Origin of the sequence: Dyadobacter sp. SG02 (assembly GCF_900109045.1) — a bacterium.
Lineage (GTDB): Bacteria > Bacteroidota > Bacteroidia > Cytophagales > Spirosomataceae > Dyadobacter.
The window spans coordinates 190812-213709 of sequence record NZ_FNYL01000007.1; the positions used below are offsets into that span (position 1 = coordinate 190812).

20 protein-coding genes are annotated in these 22898 nt (G+C 51.8%); 14 read left to right on the forward strand and 6 right to left on the reverse strand.

Annotation, left to right across the window (positions count from 1 at the left end):
- Positions 1-9: 9 nt before the first annotated feature.
- From BMW93_RS18120 to BMW93_RS18130, 3 genes are all read right to left on the reverse strand, one after another.
- Positions 10-3120, reverse strand: a complete 3111-nt coding sequence (locus tag BMW93_RS18120; protein ID WP_229240564.1) for a TonB-dependent receptor — start codon at positions 3118-3120, stop codon at positions 10-12.
- 250 nt (positions 3121-3370) lie between these two features.
- Entirely contained in the window at positions 3371-6112 is a 2742-nt protein-coding gene (gene ligD, locus BMW93_RS18125; protein ID WP_090379332.1) for a DNA ligase D, read from the reverse strand.
- Between the two features lie 112 nt (positions 6113-6224).
- Positions 6225-6986, reverse strand: a complete 762-nt coding sequence (locus tag BMW93_RS18130; protein ID WP_090379335.1) for a DUF72 domain-containing protein — start codon at positions 6984-6986, stop codon at positions 6225-6227.
- A gap of 117 nt (positions 6987-7103) precedes the next feature.
- On the opposite strand from BMW93_RS18130, the gene BMW93_RS18135 reads away from it, so the two are divergent.
- The 6 genes from BMW93_RS18135 (at position 7104) to BMW93_RS18160 (ending at position 12731) form a co-directional block, all read left to right on the forward strand.
- Positions 7104-7478: a hypothetical protein gene (locus BMW93_RS18135; protein WP_090379338.1), complete on the forward strand. Its 375-nt coding sequence runs from the start codon at positions 7104-7106 to the stop codon at positions 7476-7478.
- A gap of 97 nt (positions 7479-7575) precedes the next feature.
- Positions 7576-8976 (forward strand): ATP-binding protein, encoded by a 1401-nt coding sequence (locus tag BMW93_RS18140; protein WP_090379340.1) that lies wholly within the window; start codon positions 7576-7578, stop codon positions 8974-8976.
- 36 nt (positions 8977-9012) lie between these two features.
- The gene (locus tag BMW93_RS18145) at positions 9013-10674 is read left to right on the forward strand and encodes an FAD-dependent oxidoreductase (RefSeq protein WP_090379342.1); all 1662 of its coding nucleotides are present in this window, start codon (positions 9013-9015) and stop codon (positions 10672-10674) included.
- Positions 10674-10943, forward strand: a complete 270-nt coding sequence (locus BMW93_RS18150; protein ID WP_090379346.1) for a UBP-type zinc finger domain-containing protein — start codon at positions 10674-10676, stop codon at positions 10941-10943. The genes BMW93_RS18145 and BMW93_RS18150 overlap by 1 nt, the downstream gene beginning before the upstream one ends.
- 22 nt (positions 10944-10965) lie before the next feature.
- Positions 10966-11874, forward strand: coding sequence for an AraC family transcriptional regulator (locus BMW93_RS18155; RefSeq protein ID WP_090379348.1), 909 nt, complete (start codon positions 10966-10968; stop codon positions 11872-11874).
- A 92-nt stretch (positions 11875-11966) separates the two neighbouring features.
- Positions 11967-12731: an SDR family NAD(P)-dependent oxidoreductase gene (locus tag BMW93_RS18160; RefSeq protein ID WP_090379351.1), complete on the forward strand. Its 765-nt coding sequence runs from the start codon at positions 11967-11969 to the stop codon at positions 12729-12731.
- Between the two features lie 62 nt (positions 12732-12793).
- Here the strand turns inward: BMW93_RS18160 and BMW93_RS18165 are convergent, their stop codons facing one another.
- The gene (locus BMW93_RS18165; protein ID WP_229240566.1) at positions 12794-13417 is read right to left on the reverse strand and encodes a YceI family protein; all 624 of its coding nucleotides are present in this window, start codon (positions 13415-13417) and stop codon (positions 12794-12796) included.
- A 188-nt stretch (positions 13418-13605) separates the two neighbouring features.
- Between BMW93_RS18165 and BMW93_RS18170 the strand changes: the two genes are divergently transcribed.
- From BMW93_RS18170 to kdpB, 5 genes are all read left to right on the forward strand, one after another.
- A complete protein-coding gene (locus tag BMW93_RS18170; protein WP_090379863.1) occupies positions 13606-14031 on the forward strand; it encodes a response regulator in 426 nt (141 codons plus the stop codon).
- Between the two features lie 42 nt (positions 14032-14073).
- Positions 14074-15411 (forward strand): sigma-54 dependent transcriptional regulator, encoded by a 1338-nt coding sequence (locus tag BMW93_RS18175; RefSeq protein WP_090379357.1) that lies wholly within the window; start codon positions 14074-14076, stop codon positions 15409-15411.
- 258 nt (positions 15412-15669) lie between these two features.
- Positions 15670-15747, forward strand: coding sequence for a potassium-transporting ATPase subunit F (locus BMW93_RS36295; protein WP_090379866.1), 78 nt, complete (start codon positions 15670-15672; stop codon positions 15745-15747).
- A 13-nt stretch (positions 15748-15760) separates the two neighbouring features.
- Complete coding sequence (gene kdpA / locus BMW93_RS18185) at positions 15761-17449, forward strand: potassium-transporting ATPase subunit KdpA (RefSeq protein WP_090379360.1); 1689 nt, start codon at positions 15761-15763, stop codon at positions 17447-17449.
- Between the two features lie 17 nt (positions 17450-17466).
- Positions 17467-19506 (forward strand): potassium-transporting ATPase subunit KdpB, encoded by a 2040-nt coding sequence (gene kdpB / locus BMW93_RS18190; RefSeq protein WP_090379363.1) that lies wholly within the window; start codon positions 17467-17469, stop codon positions 19504-19506.
- A gap of 1 nt (position 19507) precedes the next feature.
- On the opposite strand, the gene BMW93_RS18195 is transcribed toward kdpB, so the two are convergent.
- Positions 19508-19774, reverse strand: coding sequence for a Txe/YoeB family addiction module toxin (locus BMW93_RS18195; RefSeq protein ID WP_090379366.1), 267 nt, complete (start codon positions 19772-19774; stop codon positions 19508-19510).
- Complete coding sequence (locus BMW93_RS18200) at positions 19771-20037, reverse strand: hypothetical protein (protein ID WP_090379369.1); 267 nt, start codon at positions 20035-20037, stop codon at positions 19771-19773. The genes BMW93_RS18195 and BMW93_RS18200 overlap by 4 nt, the downstream gene beginning before the upstream one ends.
- A gap of 38 nt (positions 20038-20075) precedes the next feature.
- Between BMW93_RS18200 and BMW93_RS18205 the strand changes: the two genes are divergently transcribed.
- The 3 genes from BMW93_RS18205 to BMW93_RS18215 all read left to right on the forward strand — a co-directional run bounded on the left by BMW93_RS18205 (position 20076) and on the right by BMW93_RS18215 (position 22892).
- Positions 20076-20636 carry a K(+)-transporting ATPase subunit C gene (locus BMW93_RS18205; protein WP_090379372.1) on the forward strand — a complete coding sequence of 187 codons (561 nt, stop codon included), beginning with the start codon at positions 20076-20078 and terminating at the stop codon, positions 20634-20636.
- A gap of 54 nt (positions 20637-20690) precedes the next feature.
- Complete coding sequence (locus tag BMW93_RS18210; RefSeq protein WP_090379375.1) at positions 20691-21056, forward strand: hypothetical protein; 366 nt, start codon at positions 20691-20693, stop codon at positions 21054-21056.
- 102 nt (positions 21057-21158) lie between these two features.
- On the forward strand, positions 21159-22892 hold the full coding sequence (locus BMW93_RS18215; RefSeq protein ID WP_090379378.1) for an ATP-binding protein: 1734 nt from the start codon (positions 21159-21161) through the stop codon (positions 22890-22892).
- Positions 22893-22898: the final 6 nt, after the last annotated feature.

Consider the following 22898-nt stretch of genomic DNA (forward strand, 5'->3'; position numbering starts at 1 on the left):
ATTAATCAATTAAAAACCAATGTTCAAACCTACCATGAAGCTGCGCGCCTGCGGGTAAATGCCCTTGTCGATGCTTAGCACGCTTCCGCCGATCTCGGGATCGTAGCCGGTGTATTTGGTGAGGGTAAACAGGTTCTGGCTCATCACATACACACGTGCCTTTTTCATCGCCACTTTGCTGATGATCGAATTCGGCAACGAGTAGCCGATTTGCAGCGTTTTCAAGCGGAAGAAGTCGCCTTTTTCCAGGTAGAAGCTCGACGGGTTCTGGAAGTTCTTGTTCGGGTCGCCGTTCACGATGCGCGGGAAAGTGGTGGAAGTACCCGGACCTGTCCAGCGGTCGAGGGCGTCCGTCTGCCAGTTGGCATTGGCGATATCGAGGCGGCGGAGGCCCTGGAAGATCTGGTTACCGGCAACGCCCTGGCCAAATACCACGATGTCGAAACCTTTGTATGCCGCATTCAAAGTCAAGCCGTAGTTCCATTTCGGAGTAGGGTTACCAATGAACGTACGGTCGGTTTCGGTGATCGTACCGTCGCCGTTCAGGTCCTGCCATTTGAAATCGCCCGGTTTGGCATTTGGCTGGATTTTCTTGCCTTCGGCGGAAACGTGCGAATCCACTTCTTCCTGCGTCTGGAAAATGCCCTGGTTTACGTAGCCGAAGAACGAACCGATCGGCTGGCCTACCTGCGTACGTGTGATCGGGGGAGCGCCCTGGAAGCTCGCGCCGCCAGAGAGGTACTGCACGCCATTACCGAGGTTGGTTACTTCGTTTTTAATGTAGGAAACGTTTCCATTCACGGAGAAATCAACCTGGCCGAGACGCTTGCGGAAGCCGAGTTCGAGTTCCACACCGGTATTTTCCATGTCGGCAATGTTAGCTGCCGGGTTTGAAATAGCGCCTACATAGCCCGGAATGCGCGGGTTTTGCAGAATATCCTTGGTCGCTTTTTTAAACCATTCGAAAGTCACATTCACATTATTGAAAATCGTAGCGTCGAAACCGATGTTGGTCTGGCTGGTTTGTTCCCATTTCAGATCCGGGTTCGCAGGGGCATTGGGGCTGTACCCGATGATGTAGCTGCCCGAGGTACCGATGGTGTAGTTACGGCCGCTCCCGATGGTCGAGAGGTACGCAAAGTCGCCGATACCGTCGTTACCCACCACGCCGTAACCGCCGCGGAATTTCAGGAAGTTAACCGCATTGTTGGTCGGGAAGAACTTTTCACGCGAGAGTACCCAGCCCAACGAGAAGGAAGGAAACACACCATACTTATGATTCGAGCCGAAGCGGGAAGAACCATCGCGGCGAACCAATGCCTGTACGAGGTATTTCTCGTCGAAATCGTAGTTCAAACGGGCGAAAAGTGAACTCACAGTGTGATTTGCGCCCTCGGAGCCGTCGGAGTTACGCTGGTCGGCAGGTACTTTGAAGTTCAGGGAAGCGTCGTCGAAATTGTCGGCAGGAACGTTGAAGAACGTCACGCTGGTCATTCTCGTGTTATTGTCCAGGTAAGCACCTTGTCCCAAAAGCACATTCAGATTATGCAGACCGAATGGGCGGGTGTAGGAAATGGTGTTTTCCAAATTGTAATCGAAACGGCGGTTGTTGGTGCGGTTGAAACTGGTTTGGGAAGTTACCGAAGCCGCATTCAGCCACGAAATAGGGGTGAAGCTCTCATTGCCCCAGAATGCCAGTTTGCTGCCGATCGTCGATTTCAATTGCAGGCCTTTGATCGGCTCGGCCATCAGGTAGGCATTGCCTACGATGTTGTCGGACCAGCTGTAATTGCCTAAACGGGTTTGGATATACGCAAGCGGGTTGCTCATTTCCTGGCCCACTGCCTGCGAAATGCCGTAAGGGTTGCCATTCGCATCGCGACGAATGCCTTTGTTGGTGTAAGGCGCCGCATTCGCCACCGCAGGATCAGTGATCACCGCCGGTGTAATAGGGTCGAGGTTAATGGCGGAGCTCAACGGACCACCGAATTCGCTGTTGGTATTGCCCAGTCCCACCGATTTGTCATGGGCGTAACCGAGATTTTGCCCGAATGTGAGCCATTTGGCCAGCTTATGCTCCGAGTTCAAGCGAATGCTCGTCCTTTTGTATTTGGAAATATCCGTCGCAACAATACCTTCTTGGTTGAGGTAACCCAATGAAAGATAGAAAGTTGACTTTTCTGAACCACCACTAATGCTCAGCTCGTGGTTTTGGCGCTTGGCGCTGTTGTTGAAGATCAGGTCCTGCCAGTCGGTGCCCTTGCCGAATGCCACTGGATTGGCATATGGAGCCGCTTGTCCTGCATTGACGGCCGCCTCGTTGCGGATCGTCGCATATTGAGTTGCGTCCAGCAGGTCGAGTTTTCTCGCTGGTGCCTGCACGCCGATATAGCCATTATAATTCACACGGATACCGCCCGCTTTGCCCTTTTTAGTGGTAACCAAAATTACCCCCGCAGCGGCCCGCGCACCGTAAATGGCCTGAGAAGCAGCGTCTTTCAATACTTCAATCGACTCGATATCAGACTGATTCAGAAAGCCGATGCCACCATTATCCACTACAACTCCGTCCACGACATACAAAGGGTCGTTGTTGTTCAGTGTGGTGACCCCGCGTACACGTACCGTTGCGGCCGAACCGGGCTGGCCGGAGTTCGAAGCGATTGTAAGGCCGGAAGTCCGGCCCTGCAATGCTTCTTCCAGTCGGTTAATCGGCATAGACTCTAAATCGGCGGCTTTTACACTGGAAATAGCGCCGGTGACCACGCTCTTCTTTTGCGCGCCATAACCTACCACGACTACTTCGGTGAGGTTGTCGATAGATTCTTCCAGTTCAAAATTGATTTCGGATTGGTTCCCCACGGTGATTTTCTGGGTGAGCATGCCGATGAAACTAGCTACAAGGACGGAGTTGGGCTGCACCTCGATCGAGTAATTACCGGTCGCATCGGTGATCGTCGCGTAGTTGGTGCCTTCTACTACCACCGTAGCGCCTACCAGCTCTTCGCCCTTCGTTTTGACCGACACTTTGCCCTTCACGACCCTGCTCTGGGCCAGGGCGGTCTGTACCAGGCCATATAGCATCAGCACACTACATAATAGTACAAATTTTTTGCTCATAAATGTTAGTATTAAAAATTTAGTAGATCCGGCAAATGATCTTTGCCCAATTAATTATTGAAAAAGTAATACTTGCGTATCGTCGACAAAGGTAGAGGCACAGGTAGGCAGCCGGGTAGCAATGCATTACTACATTACTACCTCATATTGCACAAGTGAAATGTTTTCACGGAAAAATCACCCCTACATTACTACTACAACGAGGGGTTCGGTGGTTATTTATTGATAAAAACTAGGAGGATTTTGACTTTTACCCGGCGGTCACATCCATTTTTCCTATTACCTCTTCCAGGTCTATTCCCTTGCCCAAAACGGGTTTGAAGAGGTCGCCCTCGCGCTGAATGCGATCGATGGCGTTGTGAATGGTGAAGTCTTTCAGTTGTAGTCCCTTTTTCACCTCGTCCCAATGCAGGGGCATGGACACGGTGGCGCCGGGTTTCGGCCGGACGGAATAAGGCGCAGCGAGCGTGGCTTTGGGGCGGTTTTGAAGATAATCGATGTAGAGTTTGCCTTTGCGGTTTTTGGTCATGCGCTCCACGCTGGTGAAATCCGGGAGCTGGTGCTGTACCTGGCCCGCTACCCACTCGGCGAAGAGCTGGCATTGGTCGTAACTGTACTTTGCTTCGAGCGGAATGTAAATGTGCAGCCCCGTGGAGCCGGAGGTTTTGCAGTAGGAAGGTACGCCGAGCGAATCCAGAAGGCCTTTTATAACCTGTGCGGTCTCGATCACCTGCTCGAATGTGTTGCTGGTGTCGGGGTCCAGGTCGAGCAGGCACCAGTCGGGGTTGTCGGGTGTTTCGATCCGGCTGTTCCAGGGGTTTACGTCGATGGCGCCCAGGTTGGCCATGTAAAGCAGTGTGGCCTCGTCGTTGCAGAGCATGAAGTTCTTGTGCTCGCCTTCGGAAGTGTAAGGGGTCGTTTCGATCCATTCCGGGACTTTGCCGGTGACGTCTTTCTGGTAAAAGCTCTTGCCTTTGATACCGTTCGGAAAACGGTTGAGTGAAAGCGGCCTGTTTTCGAGATAGGGCAGGATGAACGGGGCCACCTGGTAGTAATAGTTGATCAGCTCGCGTTTCTGTATTTGATCGTCCGGCCAGTAAAGTTTACCCAAATTCGAAAATTTCACTTCGTGGCCGTCGATTTTCCGGACCTGTGTTTCTTCTTTCGGGTTCAAAAGGGTTTTTCGTTTGGTTTTACCGGGCTTTTTGCTGATCTCTTTACCGGTATTTTCCGCGTCATCCACGACTTCCTCCGCCGGTTTTTCCACTTCCCGCACCACTTCCTTTGCGGATTTATCCTCCCGCATTCCCTCGAACGATGGATGCCTGAACACGCCATCGGCTGTGATTTCGGTAAAACTGATCTCGCATACCAGCTCCGGTTTCAGCCAGGTCGCGTTCGCGTGTGGCGGGTTCGGGCGGAAGCGCGAGGGTTTGTTGTAATCGGGCGTTTCTTTAAACGGGCTTTTTTTAATAACCAAAGGTTTGAAAAGCGCCAGCATTTCCTTCTGCTGTTTTTCCTTGAAACCCGTGCCGACTTTGCCGACATAATGCAGTTCGCCTTTTTCATAAGCGGCGAGCAGCAATGCGCTGAAAAGTTTCGAAGAACCTTCATTCAATGTATAACCTGCAATAATCACTTCCTGCCGCTTGTTAATTTTGATTTTCAGCCAGTCGCGCGTGCGGATGCCGGAATAGTACTCGCTGTCGGATTTTTTGGCAATGATACCTTCCAAACCCATTTTCTGAGCTGCTTCGAAAAACGCTTTGCCATCTGCTTCGACGCTGTAACCGAGTTGTACCGGGCTGTTTTCATCGACAATGTTTTGCAGAACAGCCTTTCGGTCGCTCAGCGGCAAGTGCATGAGACTTTTACCCTCCATCCAGAGAATATCAAAGGCATAGTACACCAGCTCGCCGTCGGCCTCGCTCCGCCAGTTTTGCAATGCATTGAAATCGGAAAGGCCTTTTTCATTAATTACCACAATTTCCCCATCGATTACCGCATTGATTTTCCACTCCTGCAATTGCTGGTAAACCGGGTAAAACTTGTCGTTAAATGATTTTTTGTTCCGCGATTGCAGGCTCACCTCGCCTTTATTCAGGTATGCCAATGCCCGGTACCCGTCCCATTTGACCTCGTATTCCCAGCCCGGATCGTCGAAAGGCCCGTCCACGAGCGTGGCAAGCATCGGTTGCAGGTCGTCCGGAAACTTTTGTTTTTTACCCTTTTTCAGAATGGCCGCTATGTCGACGTCCGGACTTTTTTTTTCTGTCGCTGCGTCTTCCGCGGGGTCTTTGGCTTCGGTTTTGGAAGCTTTGTTTTTAGTAGCGGCGTTTGTTTTCGTGCTTTTGGAGGATTTTTTCTCTTCGTGGTTGCTTTCCCAAACCGCATCACCCTCTTTCTCGATGCCTGCAAGCGTCCTCCGCGACACGGCTGAGCGGTCTTTTTCCGTAATATCGTCCCCCGAAGCATATTTATCGCGGTGCTTGATCAGCAGCCAGGCATTTTCCGCCATGCCTGTCGTTTTTACCAATGCATATTCACCTTTCAATTTCTTGCCGTTCAGCCGGACTTTTATGGAGCCCGAGTGCAGCTCTTTTCGTAGCAGTTTCTCTTGCGCCTTTTTGCCTTTAACCTCTTTCAACTTGCCCTCCACCTCTTCCAATGGCTCATAAGTGCCAAAATCCCAGACCATTACCGTTCCGGCGCCATAATTTCCTTCGGGAATGATGCCTTCGAAATCCTTGTAATCGTAAGGATGGTCCTCCACCATCATCGCCAGCCGCTTCACCGACGGGTCGGTGGAAGGGCCTTTCGGTACGGCCCAGCTTTTGAGCACGCCGTCCATTTCCAGCCTGAAATCATAATGCAGACGGCTGGCGTCGTGTTTCTGGATCACGAAAATGAGCGCCTCTTTTTCGGCTTTGCCCCCTTTCGGCTCGGGCGTTTTGTCGAAGGACCGTTTTTCGTTGTATTTGGAGAGAGACATGGCTGGGAATTGTTAATGATTGAATGATTGAATGATTGAATGATTGAATGATTGAATGATTGAATGATTGAATGATTGAATGTGTGAATGATTGAATGACTGGACCATTCACTCATTCAATCATTACACCCGTCAGGGCGTCGACTCGTTCCTGCAACTTCATCGCATTGGCCACCGCGTGACCTCCTATATCGTTATTAAAAAATGCCCAAACCTCGTGACCGTCGTCGGCCCAGGCGGCGAATTTTTCGGCGTAGTCTTCCAGTACGTCGTCGGAATAGGAGGAGCTGTACAGGGTTGTCGGGCCGTGGAAACGGAGGTAAATATCTTTGGCGGTGATTTCTTCGTGGTAGGGTAAACGGTCGGCTTGCGAGAAGACAAGCGTAATGCCATGACTTTTCATCAATCCAATGCTTTCTTCCGAAAACCACGACGGATGCCGCACTTCGAGTGCAAAACGGAAGTCGTCGTACCGGTCTGTTTCCTCGTAAAATGTCTCCGCGACCTCCGCTTTGAACCGGGAGTTGGCGGGTAGCTGAATGAGGACCGGTCCAAGGTATTCCTGAAACGGCCGGAAAATGTTGAAAAACCGTTCCAACGGCTCCTGCGGATCGCGGAGTTTCTTTAAATGACTGAGGTATCGGCTCATTTTGGGACAAAAAAGGAAACCTTCCGGCACCGTATCTACCCATTTCGCCACAATCTCTTTCGCAGGTAGCTTATAGAAGCTGTTGTTGATCTCCGAAACGGGGAAATATCGGGCATAAAATGTCAGGTATTCCGCGGCTTTCACATTGTCAGGATAGAAATTGCCTTTCCAATGCTTGTAGCTCCAACCCGAAGTGCCGATGTGTATCTTTCGCTTCACTTTCATTTTCAGTTCGTTGTGAAGCCTTTGAAAGCAATAATCATACCGAACGATAATTGGCTTAGACCTTCTGGTCACGGGAACGGTTTTTGAATTTTAAATACCCAAAACAACCGGAAACCTATGGCAGTTATTGATATCCCGGGGATCGACATCGCCGGCGACCAGGAGGAAACGTTGGGTACCGCCGACGACATCCGTGAGGAGGTGATTCTCGACACCATGCAGCAGGAAATTGTGGGCAGCATGGTAAAAATCGAATTTGAAACTTCGCTCGGGCTTTGTACCGGGCATTATTTGTCGACCGAGCTCGGGCACGAGGAAATTAACCTCGAAGCGGAGTCGTTTGAGCGGTTGCGGCGGCTTTTTCCTGCGTGCAACGGCGCATTCGTGCACCCGGCCAACCGCGACTGGGTGGAGGTGAGCCTCTCGGAGGTGTCGGGCGGACTCCCGGAGTACAAGATTTACACGCGCCTGGTAACCGGCGAAATCGTATAAACGCTGGATTTCGTTGTGCATTCAAGAGGTTCGCTCGAAAAAGTCCGCGTTTATTTCGAAATTGGCCCGTTAACTCACACCATTACTGCGTTCGCTCATGAAAGATATCAGTGTTCAGGATTTGCTTGCCATCGAGGTTTTTAAGGAGGTGCCTGAAAATCAGCTGCAATGGATGATCGACCGTAGCCAGCATTATGAATTACAGGAGGGCGATATGATGATCCGGCCGGGAGAGCCGCTGGTGGGTACGCATGTCATTTTCTCGGGCCGGATTGAGCTATACCGGGTTCAAAATAATACCAAACAGATTATCGCCGAACTGTTGCCGGGTAACGTGACGGGCATTCTGCCGTTTTCGCGGGGGAAAATAGCCATTGCTTACGGGGTTTGCCTGGAAACCGCCCAGCTGATGACTTTTCCGAAAGAGTCGTTACGCGAGCTGATAACCTTGCATTATGAACTCACGCAGGCGCTCGTGATCGTGATGACGTCACGCGTGCGGGAGTTTACCGAGCTCGAACAGCAGAACGAGAAGATGATGGCGCTCGGCAAGCTTTCGGCGGGGCTCGCGCATGAGCTGAATAACCCCGCGGCGGCGATCGTGCGGAGTTCGGCTTCCTTGAAAGAGCATTTGCTGATGCAGCCAGATTCATTTAAATCGCTGCTTTCTATTCATTTGTCGCATGAGGAAATTGACCTTTTGAATGATAAAATGGTGAGTTTGCTCAACAATACTAACCGGCCGGTGCTGTCGATGATGAAGCGGTCTGAAAAAGAGGACGAGATCCTTGATTGGCTCGATTCGAACCATATCGACGGCTGTGAGGATATTGCCGATAACCTGGTGGAGTTCGGGGTCGGGGAAAATGACCTGGAAGATTTGAAAACCAAAATCAACCACACTGATCTTTCGCCGGTCCTTACCTGGATCAACAACAGCCTGACGACCGAGCGGATGGTAGCCGATATTCAAGAGGCTTCCAAACGTATTGCCGAGCTCGTGGGCTCCGTGAAAACTTTCACGCATATGGACCGCGGCGGCGAGCGCGAGTACGTGGATATACATGTGGGTATCCGTAACACGCTCATCATGCTGAACTACAAGCTGAAAAAAGGCAATATCAAAGTGACGGAGGACTTCGACCTCACATTACCGCCTGTGAAAGCGATGGTAGGCGAGCTCAACCAGGTGTGGACGAACCTGATCGATAACGCGGTCGACGCGCTTGACAGCCAGCCGGAAGCCGAACTGACGCTCATTACCCGCCGTGACAAGGAGTTTGTGAAGGTGACCGTGTGCGACAACGGCCCGGGTGTGCCGGCGGAGATACGCTCGAAGATTTTCGACCCGTTTTTTACGACCAAATCGGTGGGGAAAGGTACCGGACTCGGGCTCGACGTCGTGAACCGCATCGTGCGCCAGCACCGTGGGACGGTAACGCTGCATTCACAGCCCGGGCGTACCGAGTTCGTGGTATGTTTCCCTTTTAATGGATAATTTTAATTCTCAACTCACTTTTTAACAGAGGCGCCCATGGCTTTGCCCATTATATTTTCGATTGACGACGATCCGCAGGTACTCCGGGCGATCAGCCGCGACCTGAAATCCCATTACCGCGAAAAATACAGGATATTGAGCACTACGTCCGTGGCCGAGGCGATGGAAAGTCTGCTCGAATTACAGAACCGCGGCGACGAGGTGGCGATGTTCATTTCGGACCAGCGGATGCCGGAAATGCAGGGTGTTGACTTCCTCCAGAAGGCCATGAAAATGTTCCCTTTCGCGAAAAGGGTGCTACTCACGGCCTATTCCGATACCGAGGCGGCGATCAAGGCGATCAACGACGTCCAGCTCGATTACTACCTGATGAAACCCTGGGACCCGCCCGAGGAAAAGCTCTACCCGGCGATCGACGAGCTGCTCCGCGACTGGCAGGGCTATTACCGTCCCGATTTCAAGGGTATTAAAGTGATAGGTTATCAGTTTTCGCCCAAAGCACACGAAATCAAGGACTTCCTGGCGGGTAATCTGGTGCCCTACCTTTGGCTGGATGCGGAATCGAATGAATCCGGAAGGCAGATTTCCGCGAACAATAACCTTTGCCCGGTCGATTTTCCGGCAGTGATTTTTGAGGACGGTTCGTTGCTGAAAACGCCTTCGCTGATCGATATCGCGGAGCGCATCGGGCTGAACCCCAAAACGAAACAACAGATTTACGACGTCGTCATCATCGGCGCCGGCCCGGCTGGGCTGGCGGCATCGGTATATGGCGCTTCGGAAGGTTTAAGTACTTTATTGATCGAGCGTAAAGCGCCTGGCGGTCAGGCTGGTACGAGCTCTCGGATCGAGAATTACCTCGGCTTTCCGACCGGTTTGAGCGGCGCAGAACTTACCCGCCGCGCGATTACGCAGGCCACGCGTTTCGGTACCGAGTTCCTTTCGCCGCAGTTTGTGAAGGAGATCAGGTTAAAAGATAAGTATAAGACGGTGGTCCTGGGTGATGGTAACGAGGTGAATGCGAAAGCGGTCGTGATCACGACGGGCGTCGATTACCGAAAGCTGGAAACCAGTGGTATTGAGGATTTTACGGGAAAAGGCATTTACTATGGCGCCGCCAGTACCGAAGCCAGTTCGTGCGGTAATAAGGATGTGTACGTGCTCGGCGGCGGTAATTCGGCTGGGCAGGCGGCGATGTATTTGTCGAAATTCGCGCGTAACGTGTACATACTGGTCAGGAGGAACGATTTGACTTCCTCGATGTCGTCGTATTTGATCGATCAGATCGCCGGTACGGAGAATATCGCTGTGCTGGGCTGCACGGAAATTGTGGAAGCGCAGGGCGACGGCCACCTTCAAAATTTGAAACTGGTGGATTTGAATACCAGCGAGGAGCGCATCGTTCCGGCCGACGCGCTGTTCATTTTCATCGGCGCGAAGCCTTATACCGAATGGGTGGGCCTGGAAATCATCAAAAACAAGAAGGGTTTCATCGAAACGGGCCGTGAAATGAAGAATTACGACAATTTCAAAGAGATCTGGAAGGCGAATCGCGACCCGTATTTGCTCGAAACAAGCTCGCCGGGCATTTTCGCCGCGGGCGACGTGCGTGCGGGGGCGATGAACCGCGTGACGTCGGCGGTAGGCGAGGGCTCGATGTCCATCAGTTTTGTTCACCAATATTTAAGCGAAGTATAATGGCAGAGATTTGTAAGCATATAGAAGATATTCAGGAGATTAAGGTTTCTGAGGAGCTCGTTTGCGAAGAATGCGTGAAAGTAGACGGCCGGTGGGTGCATTTGCGCACCTGCCAGACCTGCGGCGCCACCCTGTGCTGCGACAGCTCCCCCGCCAAGCACATGACCAAGCATTTCCACCACACCGGCCACCCCGTGGCCTCTTCCGCCGAGCCCGGAGAGAAGTGGCTGTGGTGCTATGCGGATGAGGTGTTTGTAGAGTTTGAATGAGTGAATTTCGTAACTTTACCCCATGACGAAATCCGCGACGATCGAACAGTTTTACAAGGACACCTTCATGCTGATCCCGGCGCCGGTTCAGAAGGAGGTGGGGCATTTCAATATTTTCAGGACCGATGAACTTTACCGGGTGGCGGCGAAAAACCGGGTGATGCCCTACAACCGGCGTGCTTATTACAAAATCAGCCTCATCATCGGGCGTAACCGGGCGGAATATGCGGATAAAGTGGTTGATATAGAGCATAATGCATTGCTTTTTGCGACGCCGCTGATTCCCTACAATTATGTTCCCCAGGACGAGAACCAGGCCGGCTTCTTTTGTATTTTCTCCGAAGATTTCCTGACGCAGGATAACAGCGGCGTGCGCCTGCGCGAGCTGCCGGTTTTCAAACCGGGCGGCAACCCGATTTTTTTCCTCAACGACGAGCAGATAGAGGATATTAAATACATTTTCAGGAAGATGTTCCGGGAAATCGAGTCGGATTATGCTTATAAATATGATCTGCTGCGCAATTATGTAATTGAGCTGATCCATTTCGGGCAGAAGTTGCAGCCTGCGACCTCGCTTTTTACGGAAACCAATGCCTATAAACGCGTTTCGTCACTTTTCATCGAGTTGCTCGAACGCCAGTTTCCCGTAGAACCACCCCATCAGAAGCTGTATTTGCGCTCGGCGAAAGACTATGCCGACCAGCTTTCGATCCATGTCAATTACCTCAACAAGGTTTTAAAGGAAATCACCGGCAAAACCACCACCGAGCTCATTACCGAGCGCATTGTCAAGGAATCCAAGATACTTTTGAAGCATACCGACTGGAATGTCTCTGAGATCGCGTACAGCCTCGGTTTCGAGGAAGCTTCGCATTTCAATAACCTTTTCAAGAAGCATACGGCGCTTAGTCCGCGGGCGTTCAGGGCTTAGATTTGAATTTCGTAAGTTTTGATTTGAAAGCCGCAAATCCGCCAGGAGAGTGTCCGGTACCTTTGATCCATCAATTTTAAACAACAAAAAAGATGGAATCAGTAAGTAAAATAGCATTGGTTACCGGCGCCAGCCGTGGTTTGGGAAAAAACATGGCGCTGCGCCTCGCAGAAAAAGGAAACGACGTGATCGTCGTGTACCGAAGCAAAGAACAGGAAGCGAACGAAGTGGTAGCGGCGATAGAAGCTTTGGGGCAAAAGGCGGTGGCCGTTCAGCTGGATACAGCGAATGTGAAGTCTTTCGAAAGCTTCTTTACCACGCTTTCGGGCATTCTGAAAGACGTATGGAACCGGACTTCTTTCGACTTTCTCGTCAATAATGCCGGTATCAGCCGCCCTTCCGCATTCGCCGAAACCAGCGAGGAAGATTTCGACGAGCTGCTGAATGTGCATTTCAAAGGCGTTTATTTCCTCTCCCAAAAAGCATTGCCGCTACTCGCGGACGGCGGCCGCATTGTGAACCTTTCCACCGGCCTCGCCCGCTTCTCCACGCCCGGGTACGCCGCCTACGCATCCATGAAGGGAGCGATCGATACGCTCACGCGCTACATGGCGAAAGAACTGGGCGGCAGGGGTATTACCGTGAATGCATTAGCACCAGGTGCGATCTACACCGATTTTAACAGCGACTCGTTCGATAATCATCCCGGGCTAACCGATTTCATCAGCAGCATCACTGCGTTGGGACGCGTCGGAGAGCCGAACGACATCGGCGGCGTGGTCGCATTCCTGTGCTCGGAAGATGCGCGCTGGATCACCGGTCAGCGGATCGAAGTTTCGGGAGGAATGTTCCTCTGAAATAGTAATGCCGCCGCAGGTGTGAACCCGCGGCGGCCTGGTCTTTGGCAGACGCCCGTTTGCTACATTTTGTTGCCCGAGAGTTTAAGGTGCACCTCGATACCCGGCTTAATGGACGCTTCGTCCGGCAGGCCGGGTTCTGTGGCGTAGTTCATGCCCCACAAAGTGCGGTCGAACTGCGTGATAGCTTCCAATTTGAACGCGTCGCCGCTCAAATCGATCCGGGCCGGGAATTTGATCGGATTGCTCTTACCTAACAGTGTTAAATGTCCTGTCACCTCGAAGTTAGCGCCTGAAACCACGCCTGCACCGCTTCCCGAAAATGGCGCTACGCTCATGATTTCGAAGGTTACGTTCGGGTGGAGCGCCATATTGAAGAAATCGGCGCTTTGGAGGTGGTGTACCAACTGATGCTTCAACTCGTCGGTAGGCAGGTTGAGATTCACGATCGATGCGAGCGGGAGCGTAAATGCCCCGCTCTTTACCTTTCCTCCTTCGATCACCAGGCTGTTACTTTCCACTTCCATGAAACCCTCGTTGAAGTAACCCGTTTTGAGGAAGCCTTTCCACTCCGCCACCGAGGTTTCGTCGAGGTGGTAATTGGTGGCGCTAGTCGGCGCGTCGTGGTCGGTGCAGCTTGTGAATAGTGTGGTAAGTGTTAACAGTGTTAGAAATTGCTTTTTCATGGTTTGATTTGTTTTCATGGCTGATTTTGATTCTGATGCAAAACTAAGGGCTGATTTCCCGCAGGGGCCTACGCGGGACGGATGAAAAACTACGCGAAGCGGATTTTGAAGCAATGGCAGGCCGATTGGTATTGGAACCAATTATTGCGTTATTTGCAACCGAAGTTTTAGTCATTAATCCACGGGCAATGTCAGTCAAAGGACCCATTATTTCGATCGAGGACGACGTAGACGATCAGTTTTTAATCAAGAGCGTGATAGAGGAGCTTGACATTCCCAACGAGCTTTTGTTTTTCGGAAACGGCGTAGAAGCCCTGCTTTATCTCGAAACCACGCGAGACCAGCCATTCCTGATTATTTGCGACATCAACATGCCCGTCATGAACGGACTGGAACTCCGCGAGCGGATCGATAAGAACGAATATCTCCGCAAGAAATCAATCCCGTTCGTCTTCCTGAGCACCGCCGATAACCCGCTCGTGATCGAAACGGCCTACGAATCGACGATCCAGGGTTTTTTTAAGAAAGAAAACAGCTTTGAGGAGTTGAAAACGAGGATCAGGGTTATGTACGATTACTGGGCTTACTGCTTGCACCCTAACCATTATCTTTAGCCATTCATTAACCCCGGACCTAATCCGGGGCAAGCAGACTGCATGAGGAAAATACTAATAGTAGATGATGAGGAGAAGTTACGCGGCCTGATGGCCCGCGTGATCAAATTGGAAGGCTTTGAGGTGATCGAGGCCGGAGATATTAAGACCGCCTGGAAAAAGCTCGATCAGTCGGATATCGATGTGGTGCTGTGCGATGTGAAGTTGCCGGACGGTAACGGCGTGGAATTTTCGAAGGAGTTGAAGGAGAAATATCCGCTGGTGGAGGTGATCCTGCTAACGGCGTATGGCAACATTCCCGACGGTGTGCAGGCCATTAAAAACGGCGCGTTCGACTACATTACCAAAGGCGACGACAACAACAAGATCATCCCGCTGCTGTACAAAGCCATTGAAAAGACCGAGCTGAACCGCCGGGTGGTGAGCCTCGAAAAGCAGCTGGGCGAAAGGCGGTCGTTCGACGCGATTATCGGGAAATCCAAAAACCTGCAAGCCTGCATCGACCTCGCGCGCCGCGTGGCGCCCACGGACACGACGGTGCTGCTGTTGGGCGAGACCGGCACTGGTAAGGAGGTTTTCGCGCAATCCATCCACCAGGCGAGTGGCAGGGCCAAGAAGTCGTTTGTAGCCATTAATTGCTCCGCTTTCGGGAAAGATCTGCTCGAAAGCGAGATGTTCGGACATAAAGCGGGGGCATTCACGGGTGCGGTGCGCGACAAAAAGGGCCTTTTCGAAGAAGCCAGCAATGGTACCATTTTCCTCGACGAAATAGGGGAGCTCGCACCGGAATTGCAGGCCAAGTTACTGCGCGTGCTCGAATCGGGGGAATTTATCAAAATAGGGGAAACACATCCAACCAAAGTGAATGTACGGGTGATCGCCGCCACGCACCGCGATTTGCCCAAACAAATAGCCGCCGGCGAGTTCCGTAGCGATCTGTTCTACCGGCTTTCCGTTTTCCAGATCACATTACCCGCATTACGCGAGCGCACGGCCGACATAGGCGCGCTGGCGACCAGTTTCGCCACGCAGTTTGCATTGAAAACCAACAAGAAAATCGCGTCGCTTTCACCGGAGTTTATCCTTGCCCTGGAAAAAAATCCCTGGAACGGCAACATCCGCGAACTCAAAAATGTGATCGAACGCAGCGTGATCCTCACCGACGGCCCGGTGCTCGATACGGAAAGCCTGCCATTCGAAATGCAGCATCCGAGGCAGGAAGGCGGTAAAAATATGTCGGCATTCTCGATGGCCAGTGCCGAAAAACTGCATTTGCAAAAAGTCCTGAACTACACCAACGGCAACAAAGCCGAAGCCGCCCGGCTCCTGGAAATAGGCATCGCGACGCTCTACCGAAAGATCGAAGAATACAAACTGTAAAGCACCGCATTTCCATTCTGATAAAGAAGCTTATCATTTTGATAGGCTTTTTTTGTGCCCCAAAACTCAAAATCAATTCATCTCTCTAAAAATCAACACCTTGCCGTCGACTTAAGTCTACGGGAATAGAAATGGATTATAGTGTTGCAAAGATTTAAAATTTGAAAATCATGACAACACTCCTTCTTCTGGCAGCCGGCGCTTTGAGTTTCGCGCTGTTTTACAAAACCGTTCACTACTTCGAAAAGATCTGAAATCATGCTCGCGCTATTCATCGTCTCGATCCTCGTCTTCGTGTACATGTGCTACGTGCTCGTGAAGCCTGAAAAATTCTAAAACACCCAATCCAATGAACACTGAATTATTTGGCATAATCGCATTGTTCGTCGTGACGGTCGCATTGGCGGTACCGTTCGGCAAATACATCGCGAAAGTATATGGAGGGGAAAAAACGCTCCTCGACCCCATTTTCAACCCTTTGGAAAAAGGGTTTTACCGTTTAAGCGGCATCCGTCCGAATGTGGAAATGAACTGGAAGCAGCATTTGTTCGCATTACTAACGATCAACATGGTCTGGTTTTTCCTCGGAATGCTGGTGCTGATGAACCAGGGCTGGCTCCCGCTCAATCCCGACGGTAACCCCTCCCAATCGGCTGATCTGGCATTCAATACCACCATTTCGTTTGTCGTCAACTGTAACCTGCAACACTACTCCGGCGAAACCGGAATGAGTTACCTGGGCCAGTTGTTCCTGATGTTCCTTCAATTCGTCACCGCCGGCACCGGTATGGCGGCCGCGGCTGTCGTGATCATCGCCATCAAAGAGCGCACGACCGACAAGCTGGGTAACTTTTACGATTTGCTCGTGAAATCCTGTACCCGCATTCTGCTGCCGGTTTCGTTCGTGATCGCGCTGATTTTGCTTTCTAACGGTACCCCGATGACATTCGATGGCAAGGATACCATGTACACCATGCAGGGGGATACCGTGCAGGTTTCGACCGGCCCCGTAGCCGCATTCGTGCCGATCAAGCACGTCGGTACCAATGGCGGCGGGTTCTTCGGGGCTAACTCGGCGCACCCTTTGGAAAACCCCAACTACGCGACCAATATGACCGAGATGTTCGGCCAGATGATCATTCCGCTGGCGATGATCTTCGCATTGGGTTATTATGTAAAAAGAAGGAGATTGTCGTGGGTGATCTTCGGCGTCATGACACTCGGCTTTTTGCTGCTCACCGTTCCCACTATTATCAGTGAATTACACGGTAACCCTAAAATCGCCCAAATGGGCGTAGATATGAGCTCCGGCGCGATGGAAGGCAAGGAGACCAGGTTCGGGACAACGGCCTCTGCGTTTTGGAGTATAGCCACTACCGTTATCTCTACGGGTTCGATCAACTCCATGCACGACAGCTTCATGCCCGTCTCGGGATTGACCCAAATGCTGTCCATGATGACCAACGCATTCTACGGCGGTGCGGGCGCGGGGATTCTCAATTTTTACATATTCATCATCCTGGCTGTCTTTATCAGCGGACTTATGGTCGGCCGTACGCCCGAATTTATGGGTAAAAAGATCGAAGCGAGGGAAATGAAGATCGCCATGATCGTCGCTCTGCTGCACCCGTTGCTGATCCTCGCCGCCACCGCATTGGGCGTTGCGATGCCCGAACTGACCGCCGGCACGCTGAATAACCCCGGTTTCCACGGTTTCAGCGAAATGCTTTATGAATACACTTCCTCGGCGGCCAACAACGGCAGCGGTTTCGAGGGCCTGGGCGACAACACGCCCTGGTGGAACATCAGCTGCGGTATCGTGCTCATCCTGTCGCGTTTTATCCCGATCATCGGTCCGGTAGCCATTGCGGGCATTCTCGCATCCAAAAAACACGTTCCGGAAAGCGCCGGTACCCTCAAAACCGACACCGGTACCTTCGGTATCATGGTGTTCGCAGTGATCGTAATCATCACCGCATTATCCTTCTTCCCCGCATTGACCCTCGGGCCGATCGCCGAATATTTTTCAATGCAATAATTAACCGAATACCCAAAATGAAAGCTCAAAATACATCCCTTTTTCAGGGAGACCTCGTACGGGAAGCGCTGGCGCAATCCTTTGTGAAGCTTAACCCGCGGATCATGTTCCGTAACCCCGTGATGTTCACCGTATGGATCGGTACGTTTGTGATGCTGATCGTGAATATCTGGGTCATATCAGGCGAAAAATCGCAGGGCAGTATAGTTTACAACCTGGTGATTTTCCTGATCCTTTTGCTCACCCTTTTGTTCGCCAACTTCGCCGAAGCTATCGCCGAGGCGCGTGGTAAGGCGCAGGCTAACAGTTTGCGTAAAACCCGCGAAGAAACTCCTGCGAAATGGATCCAGCCGGTGGGTGATATGTATGTGAATGAAATCAAAATCGTCCCTTCCTCGCAGTTGCGCAAGGGCCACATTTTCCTCTGCGAAGCGGGCGATATTATTCCGACCGACGGGGAGATCATCGAAGGTCTTGCCACCATCGACGAAAGTGCCATTACCGGCGAATCCGCGCCCGTGATCCGCGAGGCGGGAGGCGACAAAAGCAGTGTTACCGGCGGTACCAAAGTCCTTTCCGACCGCATTAAAGTGAAAGTGACCACCGAACCGGGCGAGAGTTTTCTGGATAAAATGATTGCCCTCGTAGAAGGCGCCAGCCGCCAGAAAACGCCGAACGAGATCGCGTTGACGATCCTTTTGGCCGGTTTTACCCTGGTATTCATCATCGTTTGTATCACGTTGAAACCCTTCGGTGATTTCGCGAACACACCTATTACCATCGCCGCATTCATCTCCCTGTTCGTCTGCCTGATCCCGACTACCATCGGCGGCTTGCTATCGGCCATCGGTATCGCCGGTATGGACCGCGCATTGCGCGCCAATGTGATCACCAAAAGTGGTAAGGCCGTGGAAACAGCCGGTGATATCGACACCCTGTTGCTCGATAAAACCGGTACCATCACGATCGGTAACCGTAAAGCCACCAATTTCTGGCCTGCCAAAGGTGTCGACAAAAGCTACTTCATCAAAGCGGCCGCACTGAGCTCCATTGCCGACGAAACGCCTGAGGGTAAGTCCGTTATAGAGCTCGCCGACCTGCATTCCGATCAGCTGCGCGTCGAAAACCCGACGTTCATCGAATTCACGGCTGAAACGAGAAGCTCGGGTGTGAACTTCCTGGACACCCGCATACGCAAGGGCGCGTCCGACGCGATCCGCAAACTGGCGGAGAAAGCAGGTAATGCATTTCCAATTGATACTGCGGAGAAAGTGAGGGATATTTCCAGCAATGGCGGTACGCCGCTGGTAGTCGCTGAAAATGAGGTAGTAATCGGTGTGATCGAGTTGCAGGATATTATCAAACCTGGCATTCAGGAGCGTTTCGATAGGTTGCGCAAAATGGGCGTCAAAACGGTGATGGTAACCGGCGATAACCCGTTGACTGCCAAATTTATCGCCGAAAAGGCCGGTGTCGACGACTACATCGCTGAGGCCAAGCCCGAGGATAAGATGAATTACATCAAAGCCGAGCAGCAAAAAGGGAAACTCGTAGCCATGATGGGCGACGGTACCAACGACGCACCGGCCCTCGCGCAGGCCGACGTGGGCGTGGCCATGAACTCCGGTACACAAGCCGCCAAGGAAGCCGGTAATATGGTGGATTTGGACAACGACCCGACCAAGCTGATCGAAATCGTCGAAATCGGTAAGCAGTTGCTCATGACCCGAGGTACGCTCACGACATTCAGTATTGCCAACGACGTCGCCAAGTACTTCGCCATCGTGCCGGCCCTGTTCATCGCATCGATCCCGGCCCTGCAAGGCCTCAACATCATGCGCCTGCACACCCCCGAGAGCGCGATCCTCTCGGCCATCATCTTCAACGCCGTCATCATCCCGCTGCTTATTCCGCTCGCATTGAAAGGGGTGACTTACAAGCCTATCGGCGCCAGCGCATTGCTGAGACGGAACTTGCTGATCTACGGATTAGGAGGGGTGCTGGTGCCTTTTGTGGGGATTAAGGCGATTGACTTGCTGGTTAGTGTTTGGTTTTAACTTATTGCTCGTAATGGCCATGGACGCTCAGCACGAAAATTTCGCCGGAAGTAAGGACTTTGTAAATCAATCGGTGTTCGTCGGTTATCCTGCGGCTCCAATATCCTTTGAACTGATGTTTCAATCCTTCGGGCTTGCCAAGCCCTTCGAATGGATGCTTATGAATGTCGGCAATAAGTTCAAAAACCTTTTTTGTCAGTTTCGGGTCAGTTTTAGCCCATTGTGCAAGGTCTTCGAATGCAATAGGATCGAAAACCGTGTTTTTCATTCTTTTTCTGTCAGATGTTTGCTGAAAAGTTCAAAAGAATCGCCGCTGAAAGTGATCACATCGCCTTTCTCAAGGTTTTTGATGCCTTTTTCAAGTCGTTCAAAATATTCTTCGCGGGTTTCTTCACGAAGGGTGCCATTGGAAGCCTGGTCGCTAATGCTGATGGTGATTTCCGAGTTTTCCTTACCACGAATCAGCGCCTTGATTTTCTCGATCAATTCATCTGTGAATTCCGAAGATTGAATTTTTAACACAGCATCCATACCATTTCTTTTTTCTCAAAAATAAAAATATAAATATCATGAAACAACACATTCTCCCAGCGGTCCGGTTGACGATCGTGACGCTGATATTCTTCTCGGGCGTGTATACGCTGGTGGTTCTGGGTGCGGCCCAGGTTTTCCCTAACCATGGTAAAGGTGAGGTAATCGAGCAAAATGGCAAGCGTTATTATGCCAATATCGGGCAGTCGTTTACGGATGACAAATACTTCAACTCGCGGCCTTCGGCGGTGGGTTACAATGCGGCCGGTAGCGGAGGTAGCAACAAGGGCCCTTCCAATGAAGAGTACCTGGGCGTGGTTCAGGCCCGTATCGATACTTTTCTCGTGCATAACCCGGGCGTGAAGAAGGCTGATATTCCGGTTGAGCTCGTCACTGCGAGCGGGAGCGGTCTGGACCCGGACATTTCCGAAAAAGCGACGCTGGTGCAGGTGGAGCGGATCGCCAAGGTTCGTAACCTGCCGGAGCAGAAGTTGCAACAGCTTGTGAAGGATCATATCAACGGACCATTGCTCGGCATGTTCGGGCCGGCGAAAATCAATGTGCTGAAACTGAACCTGGCACTCGATCAATTGAAATAACCCCAACAGCCGGGCAGGGAGCCATTCCTGCCTGGTTTTAAACTCATTACAGCCATGTTTACCCAGTTACAAATCATTAACCTGCTCAAAAATGAACTTCCTGTCGTGGCCGGTGCGGATTGCGCGGTAGTGTCGGCGCATACTTTCAATTCTATCCATTCATCAATCCATTACCTGTCGGCTTGCACGAAAAACACCATGGAGCACCGGCATTTCCGCGCGGCGCGACGTTGTTTCAGCCTTGCTGAGGAAGTCTACCGGGAAGGAGACACGATGGTGAAGCTCCTGATCGAGAACGTGTTTGTGTATGCCAATGTATGGACGAAGGCCAGAAACACGCCGTCGCCACTGCCCGCCGACATTGTTCCCGACGTTTTGTATAAAATACATTTGAAACAACTGAACGACAGCGGCTGCTGATATGGAAACCAGCGCCGGACATCATTCTGGCTACGAATGTGTTCAACGGGCTTTTAAATAAAATGTCTTCTTCCGACATTGACCTCGTAATTCGTTCCTGAAATGAAGATCAAAACCAAACTAAGGCTGGGTATCGGCCTGCTTTTCGCCATGATCACGGTGCTGGCCGTGGTGGGTATCAGACAGGTAAGCCTGCTTTCGGCCGATTCGCGCAATATCCTCATTGCCAATCACAACTCCCTTGAATATACCCGCCAGATGCTCCGAGCGCTCGACGAGCTGGAAGTGCACGCCGGGGCATTGGATGCATTTAAAAAGAACCTCGAAGCCCAGCGGAAGAATATCACTGAAACAGGTGAAAAGGAACTTACGGCGCAGCTGGCAGGCCATTTTGAAAAACTGAAAACGAATGTCCGTGATAAGGAAACGGTGGCGCTGATCCGTAACGATGCCCTGGAAATCATGAGCATTAACCTGGATGCCATCAACCGGAAAAGCCATATTGCGGGCCAGACGGCCAAAAGTTCGATGGTTTGGATCGGGATTACGGGCACATTGTGTTTTGTTATCGCATTCACATTGTTCGTAAACCTGCCGGGCAACATTGCCAACCCGATCCGCGAGCTCACCGAAAGTATCCGGCAGATAGCCAATGAGAACTATACTGAACGGGTGCATTTCGGTAGCCACGACGAATACGGGCAGCTGGCGCAGTCGTTCAATACCATGGCCGAGAAGCTGGAAGAATACAACAGCAGTAATCTCGCCAAACTGATGATCGAGAAAAAGCGGGTGGAGACGCTGATCGACAATATGCACGACCCGGTAATAGGCCTGGACGAAAACCGGAAAGTGATTTTTGCCAACGGGGTGGCCCGTAAGGTGACCGGTTTGCAGGCCTCGGAGCTGGTAGGCCGCGACGCGACGGACGTTGCATTGCACAACGACCTGGTCCGTTCGCTGGTGAAAGATATTTTCGAGCCGCAAAAGCGGGGCAACGGACAAAGCATGGCGATGAAAATCTATGCCGACGACAAGGAAAGCTATTTTGAGAAGGAATATGTCGATATTTCCATCGTTCCCACGGGCGAGCATCAGCCGCGCTCGATCGGGCACGTGATCATCCTGCGGAATGTAACGCCTTACAAAGAGCTGGATTTTGCCAAAACGAATTTCATCGCCAACGTCTCGCACGAGCTCAAAACGCCTATTTCCTCCATTAAAATAACCCTCGACCTGCTGCGCAACGAACGGGTGGGCGATACCAACGAAGAACAGCGCAGCCTGCTCGACAGCATCCGCGAGGACGCCGACCGCCTTTTGAAAATCACCGGCGAGCTGCTGAATATCACCCAGGTGGAAAGCGGTAAAATTCAGCTCAATATTGCCGGGACGTCGCCCCGCGAAATCGTCCGGTATGCCGTCGCATCCAACGAGACGCAGGCCGAAAGCCGTGATATCCGACTTCACATAGAAGACCATGACGTGCGATCCAACATCCTGGCGGATTCGGAAAAGGCTGCCTGGGTGCTTACCAACCTCGTTTCCAATGCGATCCGCTATTCCTACGACCATTCCACCATCCGCATTATCCTCGAAGAAGACACGGAGAAAGTACGTATTGCCGTAACCGACACCGGTCAGGGCATTTCGCAGGAATATAAGAACAAGATTTTCGACCGCTATTTCCGCGTGCCGGGCTCCACCAGGGAAGGTACCGGCCTGGGCCTCGCGATCAGTCGCGAATTCATGGAAGCTCAGGACGGTACGCTCACTGTCGAAAGCGAGCTGGGCGCGGGAAGTACTTTCACCATTGCATTCAAAAAGCTCGCCTGAGGCGCG

Excerpts from the sequence above, each read along its gene's own strand:
- BMW93_RS18130 (WP_090379335.1), bottom strand. The coding sequence starts at position 6,986 with ATGAAAGTGAAGCGAAAGATACACATCGGCACTTCGGGTTGGAGCTAC.
- BMW93_RS18160 (WP_090379351.1), top strand. The coding sequence starts at position 11,967 with ATGGAATCAGTAAGTAAAATAGCATTGGTTACCGGCGCCAGCCGTGGT.
- BMW93_RS18120 (WP_229240564.1), bottom strand. The coding sequence starts at position 3,120 with ATGAGCAAAAAATTTGTACTATTATGTAGTGTGCTGATGCTATATGGC.
- BMW93_RS18175 (WP_090379357.1), top strand. The coding sequence starts at position 14,074 with ATGAGGAAAATACTAATAGTAGATGATGAGGAGAAGTTACGCGGCCTG.
- BMW93_RS18205 (WP_090379372.1), top strand. The coding sequence starts at position 20,076 with ATGAAACAACACATTCTCCCAGCGGTCCGGTTGACGATCGTGACGCTG.
- BMW93_RS36295 (WP_090379866.1), top strand. The coding sequence starts at position 15,670 with ATGCTCGCGCTATTCATCGTCTCGATCCTCGTCTTCGTGTACATGTGC.
- BMW93_RS18140 (WP_090379340.1), top strand. The coding sequence starts at position 7,576 with ATGAAAGATATCAGTGTTCAGGATTTGCTTGCCATCGAGGTTTTTAAG.
- BMW93_RS18145 (WP_090379342.1), top strand. The coding sequence starts at position 9,013 with ATGGCTTTGCCCATTATATTTTCGATTGACGACGATCCGCAGGTACTC.
- BMW93_RS18215 (WP_090379378.1), top strand. The coding sequence starts at position 21,159 with ATGAAGATCAAAACCAAACTAAGGCTGGGTATCGGCCTGCTTTTCGCC.
- BMW93_RS18170 (WP_090379863.1), top strand. The coding sequence starts at position 13,606 with ATGTCAGTCAAAGGACCCATTATTTCGATCGAGGACGACGTAGACGAT.
- BMW93_RS18165 (WP_229240566.1), bottom strand. The coding sequence starts at position 13,417 with ATGAAAAAGCAATTTCTAACACTGTTAACACTTACCACACTATTCACA.
- BMW93_RS18135 (WP_090379338.1), top strand. The coding sequence starts at position 7,104 with ATGGCAGTTATTGATATCCCGGGGATCGACATCGCCGGCGACCAGGAG.
- BMW93_RS18200 (WP_090379369.1), bottom strand. The coding sequence starts at position 20,037 with ATGGATGCTGTGTTAAAAATTCAATCTTCGGAATTCACAGATGAATTG.
- BMW93_RS18155 (WP_090379348.1), top strand. The coding sequence starts at position 10,966 with ATGACGAAATCCGCGACGATCGAACAGTTTTACAAGGACACCTTCATG.
- kdpB (WP_090379363.1), top strand. The coding sequence starts at position 17,467 with ATGAAAGCTCAAAATACATCCCTTTTTCAGGGAGACCTCGTACGGGAA.
- BMW93_RS18195 (WP_090379366.1), bottom strand. The coding sequence starts at position 19,774 with ATGAAAAACACGGTTTTCGATCCTATTGCATTCGAAGACCTTGCACAA.
- ligD (WP_090379332.1), bottom strand. The coding sequence starts at position 6,112 with ATGTCTCTCTCCAAATACAACGAAAAACGGTCCTTCGACAAAACGCCC.
- BMW93_RS18150 (WP_090379346.1), top strand. The coding sequence starts at position 10,674 with ATGGCAGAGATTTGTAAGCATATAGAAGATATTCAGGAGATTAAGGTT.
- kdpA (WP_090379360.1), top strand. The coding sequence starts at position 15,761 with ATGAACACTGAATTATTTGGCATAATCGCATTGTTCGTCGTGACGGTC.
- BMW93_RS18210 (WP_090379375.1), top strand. The coding sequence starts at position 20,691 with ATGTTTACCCAGTTACAAATCATTAACCTGCTCAAAAATGAACTTCCT.